The sequence below is a fragment of the Sphingomonas colocasiae genome (assembly GCF_019880585.1).
GTDB classification, from domain to species: Bacteria; Pseudomonadota; Alphaproteobacteria; order Sphingomonadales; family Sphingomonadaceae; genus Sphingobium_A; species Sphingobium_A colocasiae.
In genome coordinates this window covers 119,615-145,644 of record NZ_JAINVV010000009.1, presented here as the reverse complement: position 1 = coordinate 145,644, position 26,030 = coordinate 119,615, and the positions used below count along the sequence as shown (strand labels likewise).

Below are 26,030 nucleotides of genomic sequence, written 5' to 3'. Positions count from 1 at the left end.
CCAAGCATTGAAAGCCTGAAGCCATGTTGACTCGGATGAAGACGTCGAGCTGGATCATCATCACGATCGCGGTCGCGCTGGTCGCGTTCATCGCCTGGTCGCTCTGGGCGGAACTCGACCAGATCACCCGCGCGCCCGGCAAGGTGATCCCGATCGGGCGGGTCCAGATCATCCAGAGCGCCGATGGCGGCGTGATCGGCGAGATTCGCGTACGCGAAGGCGATCTGGTGAAGCGCGGTGAATTGCTGGTCGTGCTCGACAAGGTGAAGCTTCAGGCGGCGGTGACCGAAAGCCGCGCCAAGGTGGCGGCGCTGAAGAGCCAGATGGCCCGTATCCAGGCGGAGCTTTACGATCGTCCGCTCAATTTCCCGGCCGACGTTGCCTCCTATACCGAGTTTGTCGCCAATCAGCGTCAGCTCTACATCAAGCGTCGTGCAGCGCTTCAGTCCGATCTGTCGGCGCTGCGATCGATGCGCACGCTGATGCAGGAAGAGCTGAACCTGAACCTGCCGCTGGTGAAGAGCGGCGACGTCGCCCGATCCGAAGTGATCCGCATGCAGCGCGGCATGGTCGATGTCGACGGCCAGATTTCGGGCAAGCAGGCCAAGTACATCCAGGATCTGCAGACCGAGTTCGCCAAGACCGAAGAGGATCTGGTGACCGCGCAGCAGGTGATGACGCAGCGTGAGGATGCGCTGAAGGCGACCGACCTGGTGGCGCCGACCGACGGCATCGTCAAGAATGTCCGCCTGACGACGGTTGGCGGCGTGCTGCGCCCCGGTGACGAGGTGCTCCAGATCGTGCCGACCGGCGAAAAGCTGATCGTGGAGGCGCAGGTCGCACCGCGCGACATCGCCTTCGTGAAGCTGGGCCAGACCGCATCGGTGAAGTTCGACGCCTATGACAGCGGCATCTATGGCGCCGGCCACGGCAAGGTGACCTATATCAGCCCCGATACGCTGGCCGAGCAGCGCCAGGACGGATCGCAGAACATCTATTATCGCGTGAATGTGGAAGTCGACATTTCGAAGATGCGGCCCAAGCATCCGGGCGAGGTGATCGCGATCCAGCCGGGCATGACGGTGATCGCCGAGATCATCACGGGCAAGAACACCGTGTTCCGCTACCTCACCAAGCCGATCCTGAAGACGGCATCGGAATCGATGGGCGAACGTTGAAACAAGTCTCGATGAGCTTGGCTCATCGAGACTTGTTTAAGCCCGCGCGGCGGCTGAAGCCTGATCGTTTGAGGATGCAGCGCTTCGCGCTGCATTCGAGAGCGTGAATCAGATTCACTCCAAGGCCTAAGCGAGCCGATCCCGGATGCGCGGCATCTTCGGGATCGCAAGTGAAGTTCCTCCGGGGCGCCGCCATGGTTGCGGCGCCCCGGATAATCCCTATCCTGGCGCCATCATGGCGAAGATCACCAGCATTACCCTGTCCTATGTCCAGGCGGAGGACCGCATCCACTTCGCCAGCTTGCTGGACGATGCGCGCACCGTCCGGATGTGGCTGACGCAGCGGCTGGCGCGCCTGCTCGTCCGGGCGCTCGCCAACCATATGGAAAAGGCGGAGGGGATTCCGCTGCCGACCGTGCGCGACGCGATGATGGCGCAGGAACAGGCGCAGGCGGTGTCGAATATCAAGCCGTCGCGGCCTGTCGTCACCGATCCTGACGTACCCGTCCATCTCGTCACCAACATCACGCTCAAATTGTCGGCCGAAAAGATCGGCCTGTTCTTCGAATCCGACCTCGATTTCCAGCCGAGCATCGTGCTCGACCGAACGCTTGTCCGCCAATGGCTGAGCATGCTCCATCGCCAATTCGAAACGGCATCCTGGCCGCTGGACGTCTGGCCCGAATGGATGATCGAGGGCAATGCGGCCCCGGCGAGCAGTGCCACCCGGCACTGATCTTGTCGTCGCGGCGCGCCGTCAGCGCAGACGCATCGCGTCCTTCTCGATCTCGACATGCGATATGCGGGCGAGGAAGCTTTGCCCGAGCAGCGAGATCGGCATATCCGTCTCGGCGACCGCGCCGGTCACGTCGCGCGCGGAGACCGGACCGATCGCGATGCGATCGATGACTACGGGCTTGAGGCGGACGGTGCCGCTGGCGGCCTGTGCCTCGGCCGTGAATTCTCCCGCCGATGCCGCGATGCCCGCGCGCTGCGCATCGGCGCGGCTCAGCACGACGGCGCTCGCCCCACTATCGACAAGGAAGCGGATCGTCGCGCCGTTGACCTGGGCGTCCGCATAGAAATGGCCATCGGATTCACGCGACAGCGTGGCGCCCGCGAACCCGTTTCCGGCATCCGAAGGCACCGTTTGGACGGGCTGATGCGCTGTGGCGGCGGTCGGTGATTGCGAACCGGACGAGGCGGGAGTGCGTTCGCCGGGCATCAGCGAAACGAGCGCGACCACCAGCAGCAACAGGGGAACGATGATCCTCGTCATTGCTGCGATATATGACGGGAGCGTTTAACAAAGCGCCAATCGAGATTCTTGCGTGATGCAACGGTGCGGGGATGTCGATCATCCCCGCACCTGTCGTCCAATCGCGGCGCGGCGTTGGTCAGGCCGCTTGCGCCGTTTCCATCGGCGCCAGGCGGATCAGATAGTCGAAGGCCGAAAGCGCTGCCTTGGATCCTTCGCCCATCGCGATGACGATCTGCTTGTAGGGCACGGTCGTCACGTCACCGGCGGCGAACACGCCCTCGATCGAGGTATGGCCGCGATGGTCGATCTCGATCTCGCCGCGCGCGGAGAGCGCCACCGAATCGGTCAGCCATTCGGTGTTGGGCACCAGCCCGATCTGGACGAAGATCCCTTCCAGCTCGACAAGGTGCGAACTGTCCGCATTGCGGTCGCGATAGGTGAGGCCGATCACCTTCTCGCCATCGCCATGCACTTCGGTGGTCAGCGCGGACGTGATGACGGTGACGTTCTTCAGGCTGTAGAGCTTGCGCTGCAACACCGCATCGGCGCGGAGCTGGCTGTCGAACTCGATCAGCGTGACATGGGCGACGATACCGGCCAGGTCGATCGCGGCCTCGACGCCGCTGTTGCCGCCGCCGATCACCGCGACGCGCTTGCCCTTGTAGAGCGGCCCGTCGCAATGCGGGCAATAGGCGACGCCCTTGTTGCGATACGCGTCTTCGCCCGGCACATTCATCTGGCGCCAGCGCGCGCCGGTCGAAAGGATGACGGTACGCGCCTTCAGCGACGCGCCATTCTCCAGCCGCACTTCGTGCAGGCCGCCCGGCACCTTGGCGGGGATCAGCTTTTCCGCACGCTGCAGGTTCATGATATCGACGTCATAATCCTTGACGTGCTGCTCGAGCTGCGCGGCGAGCTTCGGGCCTTCGGTGTGCTGGACCGAGATGAAATTCTCGATCGCCATGGTGTCGAGCACCTGGCCGCCGAAGCGCTCGGCGGCGATGCCGGTACGGATGCCCTTGCGCGCGGCGTAGATCGCCGCCGCGGCGCCCGCCGGGCCGCCGCCGACGACGAGCACGTCGAACGCGTCCTTCGCCTTGATCTTCTCGGCGGCGCGGGCCGAGGCGCCGGTGTCGATCTTGGCCAGGATCTGCTCCAGCTCCATCCGGCCCTGGCCGAAGGGTTCGCCGTTGAGGAAGATCGAGGGGACCGCCATCACCTTGCGCGCGTCGACTTCGTCCTGGAACAGCGCGCCGTCGATCGCGACATGGCTGATGCGCGGATTGAGCACCGCCATCAGGTTGAGCGCCTGAACGACGTCGGGGCAGTTCTGGCACGACAGCGAGAAATAGGTCTCGAACGCGAAATCGCCGTCGAGATCCTTGACCTGCTGGATCAGTTCCTGCGCCGCCTTCGACGGATGGCCGCCCACCTGAAGCAGCGCGAGCACCAGCGAGGTGAATTCATGGCCCATCGGGATGCCGGCGAAGCGCACGCCGATATCGGTGCCGGCGCGGCGGATCATGAAGCTGGGCGTGCGGCGATCTCTGCCGTCGCGGAGCAGGGCCACCTTGTCGGACAGTTCGGCGATCTCTTCGAGCAGCGCGAGCAACTCGGCCGATTTGGCGCCGTTGTCGAGCGACGCGACCAGTTCGATCGGCTGGGTGATGTTGCCCAGATAGGTCTTGAGCTGCTGCTTCAGATTGGCGTCCAACATGATGGTGCTCCGATGGGGGCGTTATCGCCCATTTCTTCGTCACGCCCGCGCCATCGCGAGCCCTTCGGCTGCCTGGAAAGGCGGGCGCTCAGGATAAACTGCGATCCGGAGGATCGAAGCGAATCAATCCAGGGATGCGTCCGGCATTGGATTGCTTCGTCGCTACGCTCCCCACAACGACGGAGGAGGACGCTTCGGTACGCGTGTGCGCACCTGAACGATTGTCGGGAAGATCCCGGGGGCGGCGCTGCCGCCCCCGGAACTTTCGCGATCCGCCGGCTCAGATCTTGCCGACGAGGTCCAGCGACGGGGCGAGCGTCTCTTCGCCTTCCTGCCACTTGGCGGGGCAGACTTCGCCGGGATGCGCGGCCACATATTGCGCGGCCTTCACCTTGCGCAGCAGTTCGGTCGCGTCGCGGCCGATGCCGCCGGCGGTCACTTCGACGATCTGGATCTTGCCTTCGGGATCGACGACGAAGGTGCCGCGATCGGCCAGGCCGGCTTCCTCGATCATCACGTCGAAATTGCGCGTGATCGTGCCGGTGGGGTCGCCCAGCATCGTGTACTTGATCTTGCCGATCGCCGGCGACGTGTCATGCCACGCCTTGTGCGAGAAATGCGTATCGGTCGAAACGCTGTAGATCTCCACGCCCAGCTTCTGGAACGCGTCGTAATTGTCGGCCAGGTCTTCCAGCTCGGTGGGGCAGACGAAGGTGAAGTCCGCGGGATAGAAGAAGAAGACGGCCCAGCCGCCCTTCACGTCCGCGTCCGTGACGGTCACGAACTTGCCATCCTTGAAGGCTTCGGTCTTGAAGGGCTTGAGGTCGGAATTGATGAGGGACATGCATGCTCCATGTGTTTGCGGTGTCTGCGAGCGCCGATCTAGGTGTCTCTGTTGCAATGCGGAAATTGGATTTTAGAGACTGACTGATCGATTTTGGCGATCAATCGGCTGAAACCGTCTTTCCCATGTCACGCATTGCTGTCAGAGGCCGGATCGAAGACGCGGAACGCGTCTTAATCGGCCGATATTGGTTATGCAAGTGATTCGCGTTAGCAAAAAAGATGCGCGATATGGCCCGGCTGCCGCTCGACGCAGCCGATCGCCAAGGCTAGAATCCCTGCCATGTCAGATCTTTTCCGTTTCCGCCGCATCGCCGCCGTTCGATCGACATGACCGATTCGACACCCGGCAGTCGCCCGCCTGCGACGCTCGACAGCGAAGCGGATCTCCGCACCGTCTATGCCGATCCGTCGCAGACGGTGATCGACAAATGCTTTCCGCGTCTCGACCCGCATAGCCGGCGCTTTCTCGAACTGTCGCCTTTCTTCTGCATCGGTTCCTCGCGCGCCGACGGTCTGGCCGACGTGTCGCCGCGCGGCGGCGAGCCGGGCTTCGTCCATGCGATCGACGACACGCATATCGCCTTCCCCGATCGGCCGGGAAACAATCGTCTCGATACCTTGGGCAATATCGTCCACCAGCCGGCAGTGGGCATGTTGTTCTTCCTGCCCGGCGTGGAGGACATGCTGCGGATCAACGGTCTGGCGACGGTCACGACCGAGCCCGCGCTGATGGATCGCTTCATCCATGATGGAAAGCCGCCGCGTTCGGTGGCGCTGATCGAAATCCGCGAGGTCTATTTCCATTGCTCGAAGGCCTTGCGGCGTTCGGAGCTGTGGAATCCCGACCGGAGATTGCCCAAGGGGGCTTTCCCGACGCTCGGCAAGATCGTGCGGGATCAGTTCCAGCTCAACATTCCGGCCGAGACGATCGATCAGGCGCTGGAGGAAGACGCGAAGACCAATCTGTATTGAGTTTTCACAGCGGCAGGGCGGTGGTCGCCTTGATCTCCGAAAGCGCGATCGTCGAATTGATCTCCTGCACGCCCGGCAGTTTGCTCAGCTTGTCGAAGAACAGCCGCTCATAGGCTTCGATATCTTTGGTCACGACGCGCAGGATGAAGTCGAACACGCCCATCACGACATAGCATTCGAGCACTTCGGGCAGTTCGCGGATCGCCGCCGTGAAATCGTCGAGATTGGCGCGGCCGAGCTCGCTCAATTTCACCTGCGCGAAGATATGCGCGTTGAGCCCCACCTTGCGCCGGTCGATCAGCGCGACGCGGCGCGTGATGTACCCATCCTTCTGCAACCGGTCGATCCGGCGCCAGCAGGGGGAGGGAGAGAGGCCGACCCGTTCGGAGATTTCGGCGGTCGACAGGCTCGCATCCGCCTGGAGCAGCGCCAGGATTTTTCGTTCGTAGGAATCGAGGTCATGAGACATGATCTGTCCTTATTGTCGACCAAGCGGGTGAAATTGACCTGAATATCGCAATTCGTGGTGGAGAAAGGCAAGAAGTTTCCCGGTGAATGAACGATCATGCCCAGCATCGATCGGAGTCTCCATGGTTCATCTCGCCTTTCTGAATGCGCATCCGCCCGAGCAATGCGTCGCCGTCGAGGACGAAGCGGCCGGCCTGTCCGGTGTCATCGTCATCCATTCGACCGCACTTGGTCCGGCCGCCGGCGGCTGCCGCTTCTGGGATTATCCCGACAAGGAGGCGCTGGCGGTCGACGCGGTGCGGCTCGCCGAAAGCATGAGCTACAAGAACGCGCTCGCCGGCCTGCCGCTGGGCGGAGGCAAGGCGGTGTTGCGGCGTCCGGCGGGCAATTTCGATCGCCGCCGCCTGTTCGAGGCGTTCGGCCGCGCGGTGGAACGGCATGACGGCGCCTATGTGACCGCAGAGGATGTCGGCACGACCATGGCTGACATGGATGCGGTGGGCGCTTCGACGCGCCACGTCGCGGGCCGGCGCGCTGCGCGCGGCAAGCCGGGCGGCGATCCTTCGCCCTGGACCGCGCGGGGCGTGTTCAATGCGATGAAAGTGGCCGCCGATCATCGGCTGGGCAGTTCGCTCGCCGGGCTCACCGTCGCCGTTCAGGGGCTGGGCAGCGTCGGATCGGCGCTGTGCGCGCTGCTGCACGAAGCAGGCGCGCGCCTGGTGATCGCCGAGCCGCGCGCAGGCGTCGCCGCGACCTTCGCCCGGCATTATGGCGCGACGGTGGTTCCCGCCGACAGGATCATGGCGGTGCAGGCCGATATCTTCGCGCCCTGCGCGCTGGGCGGCGTGCTCGACGCGCGGACGATCGAGCGATTGCGCGCGACGATCGTCTGCGGGGGGGCCAATACCGTGCTGGCGACGCCTGAGGACGGCGATCGCCTGGTCGACAAGGGCGTGCTCTATGCGCCCGATTATGTCGTCAATGCCGGCGGCATGATCAGCGTCGCCGCCGAATATCTCGGCTGGCGAAGCGAGGAGGTGCGCCAGCGCGTCGATGCGATCGGTGCGCGGCTGGCGAGCGTGCTCGATCTGGCGGCCGCCGGCGGCCTGCCGCCGGGCCGCGCCGCAGACCGCCTCGCGCGCGAGACGATCGCCGCGTCCACCAATGCCCGCCATGCGCCGCTGCCGAGGGTCGCATGATGTCTGGAGAAACCATGTTCGAACAATATCACTACCAGGTGGACGGCCATGCCTGTCCGCAACTCTATCTTCGCCTGCTCGGGCTGTTCGCCCAGCAGGACCTGATCCCCGCCGATATCGAGGGTCAGCAGCGTGACGAGGTGTTGACGCTCAGCATCGTCCAGCCCGGAATCGATCGCCGTCGCGCCGAGATCATCGCGGAGAAGATGCGCATGATCACCACGGTGCGTTCGGTGACGCTGACCGAGATGGTGGCGGTTCCGGCCTGAGCCAAGGGCGTCCGGCCGCGAGCCGGCGCTCGTGTCAGTGCTTGCGCGGGATCAGGTGGAGCAGTGCGACGATCGCGCCGCCCACCACGATGCCGACCACGGCGGCACCCGCCGCGCCGACCAGCCATTCGACCACGCCGCCGGCGACGGGCACCGCATGCGCGGCGGCTTCGGCCGCGCCATGGATGATGTGCGGGATCGTCTCCAGCCCGAAGACCTCCAGGCCGTGCACGATGATGCCGCCGCCCACCCAGATCATCGCCGCCGTGCCGATGATCGCCAGCGCCTTCAAAAGCACGGGCATCGCGGTCACCAGCCCGCGCCCGAGCGCGCGCACGCCGCTGGCGCTGCGTTCGGCCAGGTGCAGGCCGATATCGTCCATCTTCACGATCAGCGCGACCACGCCATAGACGCCGGCGGTGATCGCGACGCCGACCGCCGCCAGCACCGCGGCCTGCATCCAGAATGTCTGCGCGGGCAGTTCGGCGAGCGCGATCGCCATGATCTCCGCCGACAGGATGAAATCGGTGCGGATGGCGCCGCCCACCTGACGATCCTCCAGTTCCTTGGGATCGCTGACCTCCAGGACATCGTCGGCATGGCTGTCCCCCGACACCGCTTCCCAGACCTTTTCCGCACCCTCGAAGCAGAGATAGGCGGCGCCGATCATCAGCAGCGGGGTGATCGCCCAAGGCGCCAAGGCGCTCAGCGCCAAAGCGGCGGGCAGCAGGAAGAGCAGCTTGTTGCGCAGCGAGCCCATCGCGATCTTGGCGATGATCGGCAGTTCGCGATCGGGCGACAGGCCGACCACATAGCGCGGCGTCACCGCCGTATCGTCGATCACCACGCCCGCCGCCTTGGCCCCGGCCTTGCCGGCGGCCCCTGCGACGTCGTCGAGTGAGGCAGCGGCGAGCTTCGCGATCGCCGCGACGTCATCGAGCAGCGCAACAAGTCCGGATGGCATGGATGTCTCTTCCCCTGAAAAGGGGGGCAATCTAGAGCATCATGCGGAAAAGTGGAGCCCGGCTTTCGGTGTAAATGGATACGGCATCGCTGTGGCGGGCCTAATGGTCTGACCGAGGCAGATGCATCCGCATCTGTCTCGGAAAATCAGACCACTCTTCCATGGCTGAGTGGATCGGACCTCCGTCAAAAGCGGACGCTTTTGTCGGATACGATCCACCAGCGCGCGATTCGTGCTTCGCGCCGCCCGCCTGCGAGTCGTCTGCGCAATCGATCAGGCGGTGGCATCCTCGACCGATTTTCCGCGCGTCTCGGGGCCGATCAGCAGCACCAGCAGCGCGGAGATCCCGAAGCAGATCGCAAAGGCCGCAAAGGCGCCGATATACCCCCAGGTCGCAACGAGCACCGGCACCAGCATCGGGCCGGCGACCGCCGATATCCGCCCCATGGTCGATGACGTTCCCAGTCCGGTCGCGCGCGTGCTCGTCCGGAACAGTTCGGGCGTATAGGCATAAAGGCCCGTCGCCAGGGCGACCATGAAGAAGCGCATCACGGCACCCGTCGCCGCGATCCAGGCGAAGCTGGTCGCATAGCCATAGGCAAGCGCTGCCAGCGACACGAACATCAGCACCGCGATGATCACGAGCTTGCGGCCCAGCCTCTCCATCAGCGAACCGGTCAACCACGCGGCCGGTATGCCCGCGCTCGAGATGAAGATGCCGATCATGATCGAATCGGCGATGCTCATGCCGCGATCGACGAGCAGCTTTCCCACCCACATGGTGATGCCGTAATAGCCCATCATCACCGCGAACCAGAGTGCCCAGGCAAAGAGCGTGCGGCTCGCCTGGCCGGGGGCGAACAGCTTGGCGAGCGTGCCCTGCACCGGCGGCGCATCCGCGATGACGTCGGCGACGGGTGGAGGAAGTGGTCGGCCATGCGCGCGTTCCACCTCGCTCTCGAACGCCGCCATCGCGCGCGCGGCTTCCGCATCGCGGCCGCACGATGCCAGCCAGCGTGGCGACTCGCAGATGTGGCGGCGGACATAGATGGCGAACATCGCGGCGAGGAACATCAGCACGAACATCGCGCGCCAGCCCAGCGCTTCGCCGATCAGATGGATCGCCACCAGCGCGATGATGTTGAACAGCACCGTGGCGATCGCCGATCCCACCTGCATCCAGCCCGTGATCAGCGCGCGGCGGGATGCGGGCATGCATTCGGCGATCAGCGCGAAGGCGGCCGGGATCTCCGCGCCCAGGCCGATGCCGGTGATGAAGCGCAGCGTCATGAATGACGTGAGGTCCCAGGCGAATGCGGTGAGCAGGCTGGCGACGCCCCAGAGATACATGGTGTAGACCAGGATCTTCCGCCGGCCATAAGTATCGCACAGGATTCCGGCGATCGTGGCGCCGATGCCGACCCCCGCGAACACCGAACTGGCCGCGAGGCCCGCCTCGGCCTGGCTCAGGCCCAGATCGTGGCTGACCGGCGCCAGCAGATAGGAGAGCATCGCCAGATCGACGGCGTCGATCGCGAAACAGGAGACGAGGATCAGCGCGATCCGGCGCTGATAGGCGGTGAAGGGCAGGCGTTCGAACCGCGCCGCGATCGAGGCGTTGCCGGCCCCGGCCGGAGATCCGCCCAAACCCGAACTGCGCATATCTTTCCGCCCCCCTATTGACGATGATTGCGTCACAATAGATACGGATGTAATAGACATCAATAACAAACTTGATTGCCAATGATATGATCTATAATCGACGACAGGGCCCGCGCTGGGGCTGGGGAGGCAGTGGATGAGCCGCATCGCCCTTGGGGGCTTCGGTCATGAAACCAACAGTTTCGTAAGCCACCGGGCCGATTTCGCCTATTTCTGCGAGCGGCGCGATCGGCCGCCGTTGGTGCGCGGCGCCGATGTGATCGCGTCGCTTCTGGGCGGCAGCTATCCGCTTTCGGGCTTCGTGGCGGCTGTGCAGGACGATCATATGCTGCTGCCGCTGGTCTGGGCGCACGGATCGGCCGGCGGATGCGTGACCGATGATGCGTTCGAGCGGATCGTCGGCGAGATGATGGAGCGGCTTTCGGCGGCGATGCCGGTCGACGCGCTTTATCTCGACCTGCACGGCGCCATGGTGACGGAAAGCCTGGAGGATGCGGAGGGCGAGATATTGCGGCGTGCGCGCGCGATCGTCGGGGATGTGCCGATCGTGGCCAGTCTCGACTATCACGCCAATGTGACCCCCGAGATGGTCGAGCATGCCGATGCGCTCGAAATATTCCGGACCTATCCGCATGTCGATCGGCCGGAAACCGGCCGGCGCGCGGCCGAAACGATTGTGCGGTTGTTGCGGCGGGGCCGGCCGGCGGGCCGGGCCCTGCGCAAGCCGGGTTTTCTGATTCCGGCGACGTCGCAATGCACGCTGGTGGAGCCTTCGCGATCGATCGCGGCACGGTCGGCCGAACCCGGCGAGGATATGGTTGCGCTCGGTTATGCGGCGGGCTTTCCGCCATCGGACCTGTTCTGGTGTGGCCCCGCGATCTTTGCCTATGGCTGGACGCAGCAGGCGGCCGATAGCGCGGCGGATGCGCTTGCCGCGCTGGTCGAGCGCAGGGAAGCCGATTTCGCGAGCCGGTTGCTGCCGGCCGATGCCGCGATCCGGGAAGCGCTGGCGCTTTCGTCGGGTGCGTGCCGCCCCGTCGTCGTCGCCGATGCGCAGGACAATCCGGGTGGCGGCGGCAGCGGCGACACCACGGGCGTGTTGCGCGCGCTGATCGATGTGGATGCGCAAGGCGCGGTGCTCGGCATCTTCTGCGACGCCGATGCCGCGCGGGCGGCGCATGCGGCCGGCGAAGGCGCGTGGATCACACTGGATCTGGGCGGGCGATCGGGGCCGGCCGGTGTGGCGCCGATCCATGGCCGTTTCTTGGTCAAGCGTCTCGGCAGCGGCCGGTTCCGCACCACCGGCTCGGTCGCGGGCGGCGTCGATGCCGATCTTGGGGCGATGGCGTTGCTCGGGCTTGGCGGCATCGACATCGTCCTGTCGTCGCGGCGCATGCAGGCCTATGATCGCGCGCCGTTCGAGCATGTCGGTGTCGATCTGCCGCGCTGTGATATCGTGGTGGTGAAGAGCGCGGTGCATTTTCGCGCCGAATTCGAACCGCTGGCGCAGGCGGTGATCCTGGCGGCGGCGCCGGGCGGTTTCCTCGACGACCCCGCGCAATTTCCATTCAAGCGGCTGCGCCCCGGCGTTCACCTGAGGCCGATGGGCCCGGCGCACGTGCCGTCCGGCGATGCGGGCCGATGACCTTTTGAATATCTGGAGTGAATTTGATGCAGACCCTGCCGCTGTCCGGCATCCGGATCCTGAGTTTCGAGCAATTCGGCGCCGCGCCCTATGCCACCATGTTCTTTGCCGACATGGGCGCGGAGGTGATCAAGATCGAATGCGGCGACGGGGATTTTGCGCGCCGGACGGGGCCGCGCACGCTGGGTGACGGCGACAGCCTTTATTTCCAGTGCTTCAACATGAACAAGAACAGCGTCGCGCTCGATATCCGGCTGCCCGACGATTATCAGCGTTTCCTGGGGCTTGTCGGTGGCGCGCATGCCGTGGTGAACAATATGCGCGGCCATCTCGTCACCAAGCGGCGGATCGATTACGCGTCGCTGATGACGGTCAATCCCGCGATCGTCTGTGGCCATATCTCGGCCTATGGGCGCGACAACAGCCGCGCGGCGCTGCCCGGCTATGATTTCCTGATGCAGGCGGAAGCCGGGCTGATGGCATTGACCGGCGAACCCGGCAGTCCGCCGACGCGGATGGGCGCGTCGATGATCGATTACATGACGGGCATGACCTTCGCTTTCGCGGTGATGAGCGCGATCCATGCGGCTGCGCGCGACGGCATTGGCCGCGACGTCGATGTTTCGCTGTACGACGTCGCCATCCATCAGCTCGCCTATCAGGGGGCATGGTATCTCAACGAAGGCATCGTGACCGAGCGCGCGCCGCGATCCGCGCATCCCTCCACCACGCCCGTGCAGCTGTTCCGGACCCGGGACGGCTGGATCTATGTCGCCTGCATGAACGACCGTTTCTGGGATCTGCTGTGCAAGACGCTCGGCCGCGACGATCTTGTCGGCGCGCCGGCCTTTGCCGACATGGCGGGGCGACTGCGCGCGCGCGAGGAACTGACGGAAATCCTCGACCGCATCTTCGAGGGGCAGCCCAATGCGCATTGGCTGGCACTGCTGCGCGGAATCGTGCCGGTCGCCGCGGTGCACAGCCTGGAAGAAGCGCTGGAATCGCCCTTCCTGATCGAGGAATCGGGCATGATCCGGGAGATCGCCCATCCGCATGGACCGCTGCGCATGTTCGCAAATCCGATCAAGCTGGACGGTGCGCGCGTGCCCCAGTCGGCGGGCCCGGCGCTGGGCGCCGGCAATGACGGGCTGCTGGGCTGATTGCCGGCGCTCTGCCGGTATCAGGCCAGCTGCAGACGAAGATTATAGACGAAATCCTCGCTGCGGTGCGTGGTCACCGAGATCTGGAAGATCCTTTGCGTATCGTCGAAATAGCGCCGGGCGATGCGCAGCGCCGGGCCGCCTTCGCGTTCGCCGAATACCGTGGCCTGCGTTTCGTTCAGAATCACCGCGGTGATATCCTGCGAGACGGAGGCGGGGCGGATGTCATGATTGTCGCGTAGCCATTCATAGACGGGCTGTTGGCCGAAATCGGTATTCTCGTCGATTGTCGCGCGGGTGGCGTCGACATAGAGCTGGACCACGCCGATCGGCCGGTTGTCCAGCGGATCCATGCGAATCCCTTCCATCAGGTACCATTGACGAAGCTCGTCGCAGCCAAGCTCGCGGGCCAGCCGGCCATCGGTGACGATCACGGTCGGCGGCCCGAAATCGATCTTGGTGTGGTGGACGAATTCGGACAATTCGCCGCGCGAACTGACCGCGTGGCGAAACATGTTCTTGGGCGGCCGCGCCAGCACGCGTGTGCCGGCGCGTCGCCGTCGCTGGATATAGCCCTGGCGTTCGAGCATGCCGAGCGCTTCCCGAAGCGCGTAACGGCTGACCCCCAGATCGGCCTGCAGTTCGTCTTCCGTCGGCAGCAGGCTGCCTGCGGCATAGCTGCCCGCATCGATCTCTCCACGCAGCCGGTCGTAGATCTCTCGATATTTTGGGCCGTCTCCCTTGATGGGCGCCTCCGGCATTCGCGTTTCTCCGCTGCGTTGCAGTCCGCTCATAGCGCCATCGTCCGGATGAGGGGAAGATACATTCTATCTAATGGGATCTAATGCGGATATATTGCCTAAAGATACGAATGTATATTGACGCGCGCCCGTTGATGACGCATCTGCCCGCGAGAGAAAGCCGGGACATGGCTGCGGGCGGAGCGGATTGAATATGGCGAAACAATCGGTTCCGGTTCCCGCCAGGCGCTGGTCGTCGATGCTGTTCGTGCCCGCTCATCGCGAAGGCGCGATCCTCAAGGCGCGTTCGGCCGGCGCCGATATGACATGCATCGATCTGGAGGATGGCGTGCCGGTTCCGGCCAAGACGGCGGCGCGCGGTACGGTTGCGGCGATGCTGGCGGACGGTGCGCTCGCCGGGCAGGCGGTCCGGATCAATGCGATGGGAACCGCTGATGGTCTTGCGGACCTGCTGATGCTGGCGGCGGCGGCGGATCGGCCGCTGGCGGTGGTGCTGCCCAAGGTGGACGGCGCCGGTACGGCTGCGATCGCCGCGTCGGTGCTCGCGGACCGGCCGGTCGCGCTGCTGCCGATGATCGAGAGCGCCGATGGCGTCGCCGATGCCGCACCGATCGCACGGCATCCTCTGGTGGCCGGGCTGATGCTCGGCGGCGCGGATCTGGCGAGCGAGATAGGGGCGGAGCCGTGTTGGGACACATTGGCGTTCGCCCGTCAGGCGATCGTCCTGGCGTGCACGCGGTCGGGCCGACCGGCCTATGACATGCCGTTCCTCGATCTCGGCGATGCCTCCGGACTGGATACCGAAGCGTCGCGCGCGCGGGCGTTCGGCTTTGCCGGAAAGGCGGCGATCCACCCGGCGCAGATCGCCGCGATCGAAGCGGTCTTCCGCCCGTCCGCCGCCCAGATCGCGCATGCCCGCGACGCGGTCACGGCGTTCGAACGCTCCGGCGGAGGCGCGCAGCGCGCGGGCGGGCTGATGATCGATGCCGCAATCATCCGCAGGCACCGCATGTTGCTCGCCTCCGTCGCCGCGCATGAGCACGCGCAGCCCGGTGGCGTTTCGGGCCGGATGGCCAGCGAAGGAGAGGCGCAATGCGATTGATGGCGGTGCTGATGTCGGGTCTCGTCGTGGCGGCGCCGTTACCGGCATCCGCCATGCAGGCCGATATCGACGGTACATTGGCGAATATCTTCGCGCCCTGGACCGCCGGACAGGTGCCGGGTTGCGTGGTCGGCATTTCGTCGGATGGCAGCCCCTCCGTCACGCGCGCCTTCGGCATGGCGGATATCGGCAATGTCATCCCCAACCGACCTGACACGCGCTTCGAGGCCGGATCGGTCTCCAAGCAATTCGTGGCGGCGGCGATCCTGATGCTGGTCGAACAGGGGCGCCTGTCGCTCGATGACGATATCCGCAAATATCTGCCCGAAGTGCCGGACTATGGCCGGCTGATCACCGTGGACCAGCTGCTCGATCATACGAGCGGCCTGCGCGACTGGGGTTTCGCGATGGAGATCGCCGGCTGGCCGCGGACGACGCGCGCCTATGCCAACAATGATGTCCTCGCCTTCGTGGCGCGTCAGACGCGGCTCAATCACGCGCCGGGCGCGGACTATAGCTATACCAACACCGGCTATGTGCTGCTCGCGATCATCCTGGAGCGCGTGACCGGCAATTCGCTTGCGGATTTCACGCGAATCCATCTCTTCGAGCCTCTGGGCATGCGCTTCACCGGCTGGCGGACCGATTTCCGCACGATCGAGCGCAATCGCGCGATCGCCTATATCGAGACACCGGCGGGCAATGTCGAACGCATGCCGTTCGAGAATGTCTATGGCGATGCGGGCCTGCTCACCACTGTCGGCGATCTGCTGATCTGGAACGACGCGCTTGCCGCCGGCCGTTTGGGGGCGTTCGTCGGAAAGGCGATGGCCGCCAATGCGCATCTCGCCGATGGCCGCACGCTCACCTATGCGCGTGGGCTGAACGTGCCGATCGATGCCGCGATCCCGGAAATCTCGCATGGCGGCGCGATCGGTGGATATCGCGCGTGGCTGGCGCGGTTCCCGTCGAAGCGGCTGTCGATCGCATTGTTGTGCAATGCCGGTGAAGCGCTGGGCGTCGGGCGCGGCGCGAAGCTTGGAAGGGCGGTCGCGGATGCATTGCTCGGCATCGCACCGGCCGCCGCGCCGACGCGCGCCGATCGTTCGGCCGCGCGCCATGAGGGGCTTTTCGTTTCGGAAAAGACGGGGTTGCCGCTGATCCTGGTCAGCGATGCACGGGGGCTCGCCCGCGACGACGGTACGCGGCTCGTGCGCGAAGCTTCCGGACATTATGCGATGCAGGGAAGCCGGATCAGCTTCGACGGCGCCGATATGCTTCGTCGCGATGATCCGGACGGCACCACCGATATCTATCGTCGCCATGCGATCGATCGCGCCGGCGGCGATCGTGCGGCTCTGTCGGGCATCTACGCGAGCGACGAGTTGCAGGCGCGCTACCGCGTCGTGCCGCGCCCCGGCGGGTTGCGACTGCAACTGGTCGATCGGCCCGATCACGTCTTCGACGTCGAACCGCTCTATCGCGACGCCTGGCTGTTCGACACCCGGCTGGGCAAACGGACCGGGATCGTGCGTTTCGTGCGTGACGCATCCGGCGCGGTGATCTCGCTTTCGATCGGCTGGGATGCGCGCGTTCGGGCCGCCGTATTTGAGCGCATCGCGGACTGAGCGCTCAAGCCTTTCGAGATACCGGCATCCGCGCTCCTCAGCGGTGTCTCTCCGGTTGCGTTTTTCCGATTCGAATTGCAGCTTTCATCTTCGGCGAATCATTGCCGATATCTGCAAAATGATCGGGGGCGCATCGATGAAACCCAAGGCATCGAGAGTGATTCTGGCCGCATGGCTGCTGGCTTCCGCGGGGGCCGCGCTGTCGCAGGGGGCGACGGCCGAATACGACCTCGTCATCCGTGGCGGACGCGTGCTCGACGGGGCGGGTAATCCTTGGATTTCGGCCGATGTGGCGGTGAAGGACGGGCGGATCGTCAAGGTCGGTCCGGTCAAGGGCAAGGGCGCGAAGGAGATCGATGCCAAGGGCCGCTATGTCGCGCCCGGCTTCATCGACATGATGGACCAGTCGAGCCGCAGCCTGCTCCGGAATGGCGGCGCCGAGAACAAGCTGCTTCAGGGCGTGACCACGGTGATCACGGGCGAGGGCGGCCCGCCGGTTCCCGCCGCCGAACTGCCCGCCTATTTCGACCGGCTGGAGAAGCAGGGCATCGCGGTCAATCTGGGCACCTATTATGCGAGCACCCAGGCGCGCCGGAAGGTGATGGGTGATGCCGATGGCCGCCCGACGCCGGCCCAGCTCGACGAGATGAGCCGCGAGGTCGACATCGCGATGCGCGGCGGCGCGTTCGGCATTTCCTCGGCGCTGATCTATGCGCCCTCGAGCTTCCAGACGACATCGGACCTGGTCACGCTGGCCAGGGCGGCGAGCCGCTGCGGCGCGATCTACGCCACCCATATGCGCGACGAGGCGTCCAATCTGATCCCCGCGATCGAAGAAGCGATCGAGATCGGCGAAAAGGGCGGCGTCAAGGTCGAGATCTTCCACCTCAAGGCCGCGACGCGGATCGGCTGGGGCAAGCTGATGCCGCAGGCGCTCTCGACGATCGAGACGGCACGCGATCGCGGCGTCGATGTGGCGGCGAACATGTATCTCTACACCGCCAGCGGCACCGGGCTGGAGATCACGGTGCCGGCCTGGGTCTGGGCGGGCGGCAAGGACAAGGGGCTGGCGCTGCTGAAGGATCCCAAGGTGCGCGAGCGGCTGAAAAAGGAAGTCGCGGCGGGGCCGCAGCCCGATTGGCCCAATCATGTCGCGGCGGCCGGCGGTTGGGACAATATCATGCTCGCCAATGGCCGCGTCGAGAAATACGCCCAATATCAGGGCATGAGCATCGCGAAGATCGCCGCGGCGCTGGGCAAGGATCCGGCGGACACCGCCTGGGATATCCTGATCGAAGCGCAGCCCGAACGCGCGACCGCCGTCTATTTCACCATCGGTGAGGCGGATATCCGGACCGCGCTGCGTCGCCCCTGGGTCAGCATCGGCAGCGATGCCGGCGCCTCGATCGAACTGGGCAAGGCCGATGGCGACGTGCTGCCGCATCCGCGCGCCTATGGCAATCATGCGCGCACCATCGCCGAATATGTCCGCAACAATCCCGTGCTGACGCTGGAGGATGCCGTCCGCAAGATGACGAGCTGGCCGGCCGAACGCATGGGGCTGAGCGATCGCGGTCTGGTCCGCGAAGGCATGCGCGCTGACATCGTCGTGTTCGATTATGCGAAGATCCAGGACAACGCGACCTTCGCGCAGCCGTTGCGGCCGTCATCAGGGATCGACGACGTCATCGTCAACGGCGTGCCGACGATCGCCGGCGGCAAGCCGACCGGTGCACGCGCGGGCGTGGCGCTGCGGCATCAATGCGTGGCGGGCGGGTAGGGGGCTCTTCTCCCTACTCTGTCATTCCCGCGCACGCGGGAATCCAGCTTTTCCGTGAAATATCAGAAAGAAGAAGAAGCTGGATTCCCGCGTGCGCGGGAATGACAAGGAGGGTTGGCCAAGTGCGGTTTACCGCCCCGCAAAAGCAGCCTGCAAGGTCTCCGTTCCGCCAGCGGCGAGATGGACCATCAGCAGGACGCGCGCCTTGGCGGGGTTGAGGAAGCCCGATCGCGCGAATGCCGCCGGCGCCTTTCCATCCCACAATCCCGAATCCTTGACCGCGCCGCTGGCGACCCGCGCCGACAGCACCACAGGGAAACCGCTTTCGGCCAGTGCCTTCACCGTCGATCGCATCGGCGGGGCCAGCGTGCCGCTGCCGAAACCCGCGACCACCAATCCCTTGGCGCCTGCCGCGACCGCCGCATCGGCGAGTGCGCCGTCGCCGTCGAAATAGGACAGGACGATATCGACGCGCGGCAGCGTTGCGATGCGTTCGGGCGACAGGTCGTAGACGCGCCCGGCCCGGCCGGCCGGCTGGAAGAAGCGGACGCCGTCCTCGATCACCGCGCCGAGAGCACCCTGATTGGGGCTGGCAAAGGCCGAGGTCCGGCTGGTGCTCAGCTTGGCCGCGTCGCCGGCCGCGAGGATCTGCCCGTCGAGCGCGACCAATGTGCCACGGCCGCGCGCTTGCGGATCGGCGGCGACGCGCACGGCTTCGAGCAGGTTGGCGGGGCCGTCGGCCGAGATTTCGTCGCTCGATCGCATCGAGCCGGTGAGCACCACCGGCCGCGCATCGGCGATCACCAGATCGAGCAGCATCGCGGTTTCCTCGAGCGTGTCGGTGCCGTGGGTGACGACGATCCCGGCAAGCGTCGGATCGCCGGCGAAGGCCGCACGGATGCGGCGGACCAGCCGGGCCCAGTCCGCGCGCTTCAGCCCGCTCGATCCGCCGGCGGCGAGGTCCTCGACCTGGAGCCTGGCGACCTTGCCGAGCGCAGGGATCGCCGAGACCAGCGCATCGCCGGTGAGCCCCGGGCCGGAGGCCGTGCTGGCGATGGTGCCGCCCGTCGCGATCACCAGCACATGCGGCCGGTCCTGCGCCCATGCGGAATTGGCGGAGAAAAGCAGCAGCGCGAGCAGCATGACGGCCCGCGCCGCATGGCGGCGGCTCTGGTGCAGCATGCCGTTCATCGTGTCGCTCCACGGATCGGCCGGCCCGGGCGGGCGGTGGTGATCAGTTTGCCGTCGCGGATCACGAACTGGCCGCCGACCAGCACATTGGCCATGCCGCGCGCGGGCTTCGTCGTGTCCTCATAGCTTGCCTGGCCGGCCACCGTCTCGGGATCGAACACGATGATGTCCGCATCGGCGCCCGGGCGGATGCGTCCCTTGTCGCGCATGCCCGGCGCCACGCTTTCCATCAGCCGGGCGGGCAGCAGCGATGCGCGCCGGAACATCTCGTTCAGCGAGAACATCCGCTTCTCGCGGACATAATAGGCGATCGTGGCTGTGAAGGTCGACGCGGTGCGCGGATGGCTGACCGCCTTGGCCGGCAACGGCCATTGCGGTTTGTCGAAGATCTTGCCGTCGATCTCGTAGGGGACGGCGTCGCTCGCGATCATGCTGTCCTTCACCATCACGGCATCGTCGATGAAGCGCCGTTCGGCGGGTATGGTCTCGTCCAGATAATGGATGACCACCTGCCCCTCCGGATCGCTCTTCTGCAGTTCGGCCAGCCGCGCATTGGTCGCCGGGCGCTCGCCGGTCTTGAGATAGACGATGCTGCTGGACTTGATGTTGATCTGCGGCAGATTGTCGGGGTGGAGGAAGGGGGCGTCGATCTTGGTCGATCCCGCGCCCCAGGGATAGGCTTCGCTGCTGATCGAGACGCCGTTGGCACGCGCCGTTTCGATCATCGCGGCGATCGACGGGATCGCGCGCAGCGCCGAGCTGTTGATATGGCAGATATGCATATGCGCGCCCGTCGCCGCCGCCACCGCGATCACTTCGGAGAAACCCTCGACCGCGCCCTTGGGCTCGCGCGTGTTCTTGGTGCGGACATGGGTGAAGGTGGGCACGTCGCGTTTCGCGGCGAGCCGTGCCACGTCGAGATATTCCTGGCGGCCGGTGTCGGGCGCATAGCCGGCGAGCATGCCGACGCCGAGCCCGCCTTCGTTCAGCCCCTGTTCGACGCGCGCGACCACCCGGACGACATCTTCGTCCGAAGCCGGCGCGGTGCGCGGCAGCCCCATATCGGTGCGCGCGGCCAGCCAGTTGACGCTGAAGCCGTAGTTGATCGGCCGGCCTTCCTTCGCGATCGCGTCATAGGTGCTGGCGACGGGCCAGGTGCCGCCTTCCAGCTCGAGCGCGGTGGTGACCCCGTCGAACGCCTGGATCCAGGCGGCCGGGATGGTCTGGGCATGTGAATGGACGTCGACGAATCCGGGGCCGACGACCAGCCCCTTCGCGTCTATGGTGGTGCGGCCGCGAAGCGGTTCGGTGGTCACCACGGCGATGCGCCCGTCGCGAATGCCGATCTGGCGGATGCCGTCGAGCCCGCTTTCAGGGTCGATCACGCGCCCGCCGGCGATGACCACGTCGTAAGGCTCGGCCGGTTGTGCCGGCGCGCTCGTTGAAAGGGCAAGCAGCGACAGGCTGGCGCCAAGGCAGAGCGCGCGAAGATGCTGTTTCAATGAGTCCTCCCGATCCGTCCCCCGAATGGACAGGGGCCATGCTTCGGGGAGGATCAGCTTCCCATGCGCGGGCGGCGATGTCCAAGCGAAGAGGTGGAGATCGCCCATATCCCGCGGCTATGGGCGGATGGTCTCACCTGCGCCGGCTGAGTCATATGCGCTGAGTTCGACTCATCGCATCCCGGTATTGGCCCGCGCGGTGCTTGAGCGTTCCAGGGTGCGGATGCGTCAGCATCCCTGCACGCTGGTATCAGCCGATGAAATCCACGTCCCCGCCCATCGCCTCGCGCAGCGCGGCCAGCGCCTGGGCCTTGATCTGGTGGACGCGCGGCACGCTGACGCCCAGGATCTCCGCGATCTCGGACAGGTTGAGCTCCTCGACGAAATAGAGCTGGACGATCAGCTGATGGCGTTCGGCGAGGCCCGCGATCGCGTCGGTCAGCCGTGTCCGCGTCTCGGCGCCTGCCAGTTGCTCGAAACTGTCAGGCTCGTCATCGGCGAAGGCGGGATCGGAATCCGAATAGCAATCGTCGAGGCCTTCGAAGCGCAGCGGCGTCGATGCGACGCGCAGCGCGGCGAGCTCGGATTCGCTCATCTCCATCGCCGCCGCCAGTTCGGCGGAAGACGGCGGGCGGCCCAGCCGGATCTGGAGCGTATCCGACTTGTCGCGCATTTCGCGCCGTCGCTCCATCGCCCCGCGCGAGATGGTGGCGTTGCGGCGGAGCATGTCGATCATCGCGCCGCGCACGCGCATCTTGGCATAGGCGGCGAAACCGTCATCGCCTTCGCCGTCATGGCGGCGCACACATTCGGTGAGCGCGACCAGCCCGGTCTGGACGAGATCCTCCACCTCGAGATCGGCATGGCCCGATCCGTGCACATGCCACGCCAGGCGCCGGACGAGCGGCATGAACTGGCGGATGCGGTCCATCGGATCCTGCCGGTAGACGGTCGCGGCGACGGACGATTTGTAAGGATGAGTCATGCGGTCATGCTTTCCTTCTGGGCCGGGCGGCCAGGGTCTTCACTGAAGGTGACGGGGGCTTCGCTGCCGGCGCCGCCGACCACCGCGACCACTTCGATCGGCTGGGTCGGGGGCAGTTCGGCGATGCTGATCACCAGGCATTGCGGTGCGCGCAGCTTGAGCAGCGCGGTGACGGCGCGGCGCACGCGCGGCTGCACGACAAGCGCGCAGGGCGGTTGATCGGGCGTGCGCTGCGCCATGAGGTCGCGGATGCGATCGCCGATCGACCGGGCTAGGTCGGGCTCGATCACCGGCTGGTTGGTCGCCGGATCGATCATGCCCTGCATGATCATCGATTCCAGGCCGCCATCGAGCGTGATTACCGGCAGGCGATCGGCGGGGCCGCAGATGCGCCCGACGATATAGCCGCCCAGGTCGATCCGCAGCATGTCGATCAGTCGTTCGTGATCCAGCGTCTGCTGCACCGATGCGGACAGGCTGGAGAAGATCGGCAGCAGGTGCGAGATCGAGACGCCTTCCTCCAGCAGCGAGCGCAGCAGGCGCGTCATCGCCGCCAGCGACAGCGGCTGCGGATAGACGGTCTCGACCAGCCCGGATGCGCGCTCCTTCAGGCTGTCGATCAGCGCCAGCACTTCGTCCGGGCCGAGCAGCGCCTGCGGGCGATCGATCAGCAACTGGTTGAGCTGGGTCGCGACGACCGTGCTCGCGTCGACGACCAGGAAACCATCGGCGATGGCAAGGTCGCGCAGGCCCGCGTCGATCCACAGCGCGTCGCAACCGAAGCTCGGGTCGCGGGTCGGTTCGCCGGCAAAGGCGGGCTGCCCGCTGGCTTCGCCGGTGTTGATGGCCAGCAGCTTGTCCGGGCGGATGGTGGCGCCGCCGATGACGACGCCGCCCAGCAGCACGCGATAGGCGGTCGGCGGCAGGTCCAGACTGTCGCGCACGCGGATCTGCGGCACGACGAAACCGAAGAGCTGCGACAATTGCTTGCGCACGCCGGTGATGCGGCTGACCAGCGGGGCGCTGCGCTTGTCGTCGACCAAGTGGACCAGGCCGAAGCCGAGCTCGATCGTGACCAGCGTGTGGTCGCTGACGTCGTCCAGCCGGATCTCGTTGGGATTGGCGACCTCGACGGGTTCGGCCACCGGCTTGGGCGGCGCCTTGGCGCGCTTGGCCAGCCGCCAGGCGATATAGCCGGAGATCGCGGCGGCGGGCAGGAAGATGCTCTGCGGCATCGCCGGGATCATGCCGATCACACCCAGGATGAAGGCGACGGGAATCCAGATCGCGGCATCGGCGAACTGGCCGCCGATCTGGCCGGTCAGGTCGTCCGAGCTGGTGACGCGCGTGACGATGGCGGCGGCGGCGATCGACAGCAGCAGCGAGGGCACCTGCGCGACCAGCGCGTCGCCCACCGCCAGCGTGATGTAATGTTCGGCGGCTTCGGACGCGGTCAGCCCGTGGCTGATCATGCCCAGGCAGAAACCGGCGATGATGTTGACCGCCAGGATCAGCAGCGCCGCGATCGCGTCGCCCTTCACGAATTTGGACGCACCGTCCATCGATCCGTAGAAATCGGCCTCGGTCGATACTTCCTGGCGGCGCGCGCGGGCTTCGTCGGGCGTCATCAGCCCGGCGGCGAGATCGGCGTCGATCGCCATCTGCTTGCCGGGCAGGGCGTCCAGCGTGAAGCGCGCCGACACTTCGGAGACGCGGCCCGCGCCCTTGGTGACGACCACCAGGTTGATGATCATCAGGATCGCGAAGACGAACAGGCCGACGATGAAATTGCCGCCGATCAGGAAGGCGCCGAACGCCTCGATGACATGGCCGGCGGCGGCGGTGCCTTCATGGCCGGAGACGAGCACGACCCGCGTGGACGCGACGTTGAGCGCGAGCCTGAGCAGGGTCGCGAACAGCAGCACCGTCGGGAAGGACGAGAAATCGAGCGGCTTGCGCGCGTTGATCGCCGTCATCAGGATGGCGATCGACAGGCCGATATTCACGACGAAGAAGATGTCGAGCACGATCGAGGAGATCGGCACGACCATCAGCACGATCAGCGCAAGGATGCCGGCGGGCAGCGCGAAGCCGCGCGCCGAGGGCATCATGGGGGGCAGGGCCAGCGCGCTCACAGGTTGAACGCCTGGAGACGGGCATAGGCCTGGCGGACATTGGCGCGGCCGGTGTCATTGCCGGCGACGTCCAGCCCGAAGCTGGCGCGCAGCGTTTCCGCCATGGTCGGTCGTGGCGGCGGTCCCGCCGGCTGGACGGCGTCCATCGGCCGGGGCTGCTGGCGCATATAGGCGGCGGGCATCGCGCCGGGGCTCATCGCCGCGATGTCGAAGCCGCCGAAGCTGCCGGTATCGCCGCCATTGCGCTCGATCGCGTTGCCCAGCTTGTTCTGGAACATGTCGTAGACCTGGCCGAGCGAGCGGGCGTCGCCGCTGCCGTCGAAGAAGATCGACCGGTTCGCCGCCGCCGCCTTGGGAAACAGCGCGGCCGCGGTCATGCCCGGATTCTGCGCCGCGTTCTGGAGGAAGCTGGTGGCGCCCGCCGGGCCCAGGAAATGCGCGAGATAGAGATCGGTGCCGTTGGGTTCGCGGCCGAGCGCCGCCTGCAGCGTCGCGCGATTGTCGTTGGCGAATTCGCCCGCCATCAGCGAGGAGACCTGCGGATCGAAGCGCAGCGCCAGGATCTGCTGGCGCATCGCCGGATCGCGGACGACCGGCCCCTTGGCAGTCTGTTCGATCTGCGCGGCGGCCCAGCCCAGGCCATGCTCGCCGCCATGTTTCTGGATGGTGTTCAGCCAGGTGCTGGAGATGAACTGGAACAGGCCGCTCGCGCTCGACGTCGATGCGCGCGCGTCCGGATCCAGGCTGCTTTCAAGGCTGGCCTGTCCGAGCAGATAGTCGAAATCGACGCCGGTGCTGGTCGAGGCGCGCTGGATCTCCGCGCGCACTGCGGCCTGGTTCGCCACTGGCTGAACTTGCGGCATTCCCAAATTTTCCTCCTCGCCCGGCGCGACGGTGCGTCCGGACGGAAGGGAATTAAGCAATAGCCGTGCCAGTTGTGCCGATCAGGCGGGGCGTCGCGCGATATGCGCGCCCATCGGCGCGGCGCGATAGACGTCGGTGCGGCCGGTCAGCATGTTGAGCCGGGCGGTGACATTCGCGGCCAAAAGGTTGCGCGTCTGCCGATTCACCTCGTTCAGCCGGTGCGCGGCCTCCACCATGCCGCGGCATTCGTCGTCCAGTTCGGCGATGTCCGCGCTGGCGATCTGCCCCACGAGCGCCGATTTCTGATTGGCGCACAGCATGATGGTGTCGAGGTCGATGGCGGCAAGCGCTTGCCGCTCGTCCTGCAGGGCGGCAAGCATTTGCCGCAGGCTGTCCTTGATCGCGCTCATTTCGGGGTCCGCAGCAATATGCCGGCCGCGATCATCGCATCGGCGATCTTGGCGGGGACGACGGGATAGCTGCCCTCGGCGATCGCCTTGCGGATCAGCGACACGCGATCATGGTCGATCGGTGGAGCCGTATCGGTGCCGAGCGTTTCCGCGGAGACGACCGGCCGGGCCGTCGTCGTCCGTCCGGGCTGGCCAGCCTGTGTCGCCGCACCGGCCGCAGCCTGTTCCCTGGTATTGGCGATGCGCCGTACCGGGTTGATGGGTGAGGTATCCATGCTGCTCAAGTCCTGATCCAAGCCTTTCAGCACACCAGAACGGCAGCGGCGCGGAG

Annotated in this window: 24 protein-coding genes; 10 read left to right on the top strand and 14 right to left on the bottom strand. The window is 65.9% G+C overall.

The genetic code is table 11. The features are described 5' to 3' along the window. Positions 1–23: 23 nt before the first annotated feature. On the top strand, positions 24–1,178 hold the full coding sequence (locus tag K7G82_RS19440) for a beta-barrel domain-containing protein (RefSeq protein WP_222991595.1): 1,155 nt from the start codon (positions 24–26) through the stop codon (positions 1,176–1,178). 235 nt (positions 1,179–1,413) lie between these two features. After that, positions 1,414–1,914, top strand: coding sequence for a hypothetical protein (locus tag K7G82_RS19435; protein ID WP_222991594.1), 501 nt, complete (start codon positions 1,414–1,416; stop codon positions 1,912–1,914). A gap of 21 nt (positions 1,915–1,935) precedes the next feature. Here K7G82_RS19435 and K7G82_RS19430 read toward each other — a convergent pair whose 3' ends face one another. The 3 genes from K7G82_RS19430 to ahpC form a co-directional block, all read right to left on the bottom strand. Then, complete coding sequence (locus K7G82_RS19430; protein ID WP_222991593.1) at positions 1,936–2,457, bottom strand: retropepsin-like aspartic protease family protein; 522 nt, start codon at positions 2,455–2,457, stop codon at positions 1,936–1,938. Between the two features lie 118 nt (positions 2,458–2,575). Then, a complete protein-coding gene (gene ahpF / locus K7G82_RS19425) occupies positions 2,576–4,156 on the bottom strand; it encodes an alkyl hydroperoxide reductase subunit F (RefSeq protein ID WP_222991592.1) in 1,581 nt (526 codons plus the stop codon). Positions 4,157–4,436: 280 nt separating this feature from the next. Then, the gene (gene ahpC / locus K7G82_RS19420) at positions 4,437–5,000 is read right to left on the bottom strand and encodes an alkyl hydroperoxide reductase subunit C (RefSeq protein ID WP_222991591.1); all 564 of its coding nucleotides are present in this window, start codon (positions 4,998–5,000) and stop codon (positions 4,437–4,439) included. A 329-nt stretch (positions 5,001–5,329) separates the two neighbouring features. Here ahpC and K7G82_RS19415 point away from each other — a divergent pair, with 329 nt between their 5' ends. After that, complete coding sequence (locus tag K7G82_RS19415; protein ID WP_222991590.1) at positions 5,330–5,974, top strand: pyridoxamine 5'-phosphate oxidase family protein; 645 nt, start codon at positions 5,330–5,332, stop codon at positions 5,972–5,974. Between the two features lie 4 nt (positions 5,975–5,978). Here the strand turns inward: K7G82_RS19415 and K7G82_RS19410 are convergent, their stop codons facing one another. Further along, complete coding sequence (locus tag K7G82_RS19410) at positions 5,979–6,443, bottom strand: Lrp/AsnC family transcriptional regulator (protein WP_222991589.1); 465 nt, start codon at positions 6,441–6,443, stop codon at positions 5,979–5,981. Between the two features lie 121 nt (positions 6,444–6,564). On the opposite strand from K7G82_RS19410, the gene K7G82_RS19405 reads away from it, so the two are divergent. Both K7G82_RS19405 and K7G82_RS19400 read left to right on the top strand, forming a co-directional pair. After that, a complete protein-coding gene (locus K7G82_RS19405; RefSeq protein WP_222991588.1) occupies positions 6,565–7,641 on the top strand; it encodes a Glu/Leu/Phe/Val family dehydrogenase in 1,077 nt (358 codons plus the stop codon). Further along, the gene (locus K7G82_RS19400; RefSeq protein ID WP_222991587.1) at positions 7,641–7,910 is read left to right on the top strand and encodes a hypothetical protein; all 270 of its coding nucleotides are present in this window, start codon (positions 7,641–7,643) and stop codon (positions 7,908–7,910) included. The genes K7G82_RS19405 and K7G82_RS19400 overlap by 1 nt, the downstream gene beginning before the upstream one ends. Positions 7,911–7,944: 34 nt before the next feature. On the opposite strand, the gene K7G82_RS19395 is transcribed toward K7G82_RS19400, so the two are convergent. Both K7G82_RS19395 and K7G82_RS19390 read right to left on the bottom strand, forming a co-directional pair. Further along, positions 7,945–8,874 (bottom strand): DUF808 domain-containing protein, encoded by a 930-nt coding sequence (locus K7G82_RS19395; protein ID WP_222991586.1) that lies wholly within the window; start codon positions 8,872–8,874, stop codon positions 7,945–7,947. Positions 8,875–9,147: 273 nt separating this feature from the next. Continuing rightward, positions 9,148–10,536, bottom strand: a complete 1,389-nt coding sequence (locus K7G82_RS19390) for an MFS transporter (protein ID WP_222991585.1) — start codon at positions 10,534–10,536, stop codon at positions 9,148–9,150. A 136-nt stretch (positions 10,537–10,672) separates the two neighbouring features. On the opposite strand from K7G82_RS19390, the gene K7G82_RS19385 reads away from it, so the two are divergent. Together K7G82_RS19385 and K7G82_RS19380 are read left to right on the top strand one after the other, a co-directional pair. Next, complete coding sequence (locus K7G82_RS19385) at positions 10,673–12,181, top strand: M81 family metallopeptidase (protein ID WP_222991584.1); 1,509 nt, start codon at positions 10,673–10,675, stop codon at positions 12,179–12,181. 26 nt (positions 12,182–12,207) lie between these two features. Further along, a complete protein-coding gene (locus K7G82_RS19380) occupies positions 12,208–13,341 on the top strand; it encodes a CaiB/BaiF CoA transferase family protein (protein ID WP_222991583.1) in 1,134 nt (377 codons plus the stop codon). A gap of 20 nt (positions 13,342–13,361) precedes the next feature. On the opposite strand, the gene K7G82_RS19375 is transcribed toward K7G82_RS19380, so the two are convergent. Beyond that, on the bottom strand, positions 13,362–14,102 hold the full coding sequence (locus K7G82_RS19375; protein ID WP_222991582.1) for a GntR family transcriptional regulator: 741 nt from the start codon (positions 14,100–14,102) through the stop codon (positions 13,362–13,364). A gap of 193 nt (positions 14,103–14,295) precedes the next feature. Here K7G82_RS19375 and K7G82_RS19370 point away from each other — a divergent pair, with 193 nt between their 5' ends. The 3 genes from K7G82_RS19370 (at position 14,296) to K7G82_RS19360 (ending at position 18,612) form a co-directional block, all read left to right on the top strand. Then, complete coding sequence (locus K7G82_RS19370) at positions 14,296–15,204, top strand: HpcH/HpaI aldolase/citrate lyase family protein (protein WP_222991581.1); 909 nt, start codon at positions 14,296–14,298, stop codon at positions 15,202–15,204. Then, entirely contained in the window at positions 15,195–16,832 is a 1,638-nt protein-coding gene (locus tag K7G82_RS19365; RefSeq protein WP_222991580.1) for a serine hydrolase domain-containing protein, read from the top strand. The genes K7G82_RS19370 and K7G82_RS19365 overlap by 10 nt, the downstream gene beginning before the upstream one ends. A gap of 157 nt (positions 16,833–16,989) precedes the next feature. Continuing rightward, positions 16,990–18,612 (top strand): N-acyl-D-amino-acid deacylase family protein, encoded by a 1,623-nt coding sequence (locus tag K7G82_RS19360; RefSeq protein ID WP_222991579.1) that lies wholly within the window; start codon positions 16,990–16,992, stop codon positions 18,610–18,612. Positions 18,613–18,741: 129 nt separating this feature from the next. Here K7G82_RS19360 and K7G82_RS19355 read toward each other — a convergent pair whose 3' ends face one another. The 7 genes from K7G82_RS19355 to flgM form a co-directional block, all read right to left on the bottom strand. Then, a complete protein-coding gene (locus K7G82_RS19355; RefSeq protein WP_222991578.1) occupies positions 18,742–19,803 on the bottom strand; it encodes an asparaginase in 1,062 nt (353 codons plus the stop codon). Further along, positions 19,800–21,305, bottom strand: a complete 1,506-nt coding sequence (locus K7G82_RS19350; protein WP_222991577.1) for an amidohydrolase family protein — start codon at positions 21,303–21,305, stop codon at positions 19,800–19,802. The genes K7G82_RS19355 and K7G82_RS19350 overlap by 4 nt, the downstream gene beginning before the upstream one ends. A 250-nt stretch (positions 21,306–21,555) precedes the next feature. After that, positions 21,556–22,290 (bottom strand): sigma-70 family RNA polymerase sigma factor, encoded by a 735-nt coding sequence (locus K7G82_RS19345; RefSeq protein ID WP_222991576.1) that lies wholly within the window; start codon positions 22,288–22,290, stop codon positions 21,556–21,558. Further along, positions 22,287–24,398 (bottom strand): flagellar biosynthesis protein FlhA, encoded by a 2,112-nt coding sequence (locus K7G82_RS19340; protein ID WP_425517298.1) that lies wholly within the window; start codon positions 24,396–24,398, stop codon positions 22,287–22,289. Before K7G82_RS19340 ends, K7G82_RS19345 begins: the two co-directional genes overlap by 4 nt. 23 nt (positions 24,399–24,421) lie before the next feature. After that, positions 24,422–25,288 carry a lysozyme family protein gene (locus K7G82_RS19335; protein WP_222991575.1) on the bottom strand — a complete coding sequence of 289 codons (867 nt, stop codon included), beginning with the start codon at positions 25,286–25,288 and terminating at the stop codon, positions 24,422–24,424. Between the two features lie 81 nt (positions 25,289–25,369). After that, positions 25,370–25,699, bottom strand: coding sequence for a flagellar protein FlgN (locus K7G82_RS19330; protein WP_246623705.1), 330 nt, complete (start codon positions 25,697–25,699; stop codon positions 25,370–25,372). Then, positions 25,696–25,974: a flagellar biosynthesis anti-sigma factor FlgM gene (gene flgM / locus K7G82_RS19325; RefSeq protein ID WP_222991861.1), complete on the bottom strand. Its 279-nt coding sequence runs from the start codon at positions 25,972–25,974 to the stop codon at positions 25,696–25,698. The genes K7G82_RS19330 and flgM overlap by 4 nt, the downstream gene beginning before the upstream one ends. Positions 25,975–26,030: the final 56 nt, after the last annotated feature.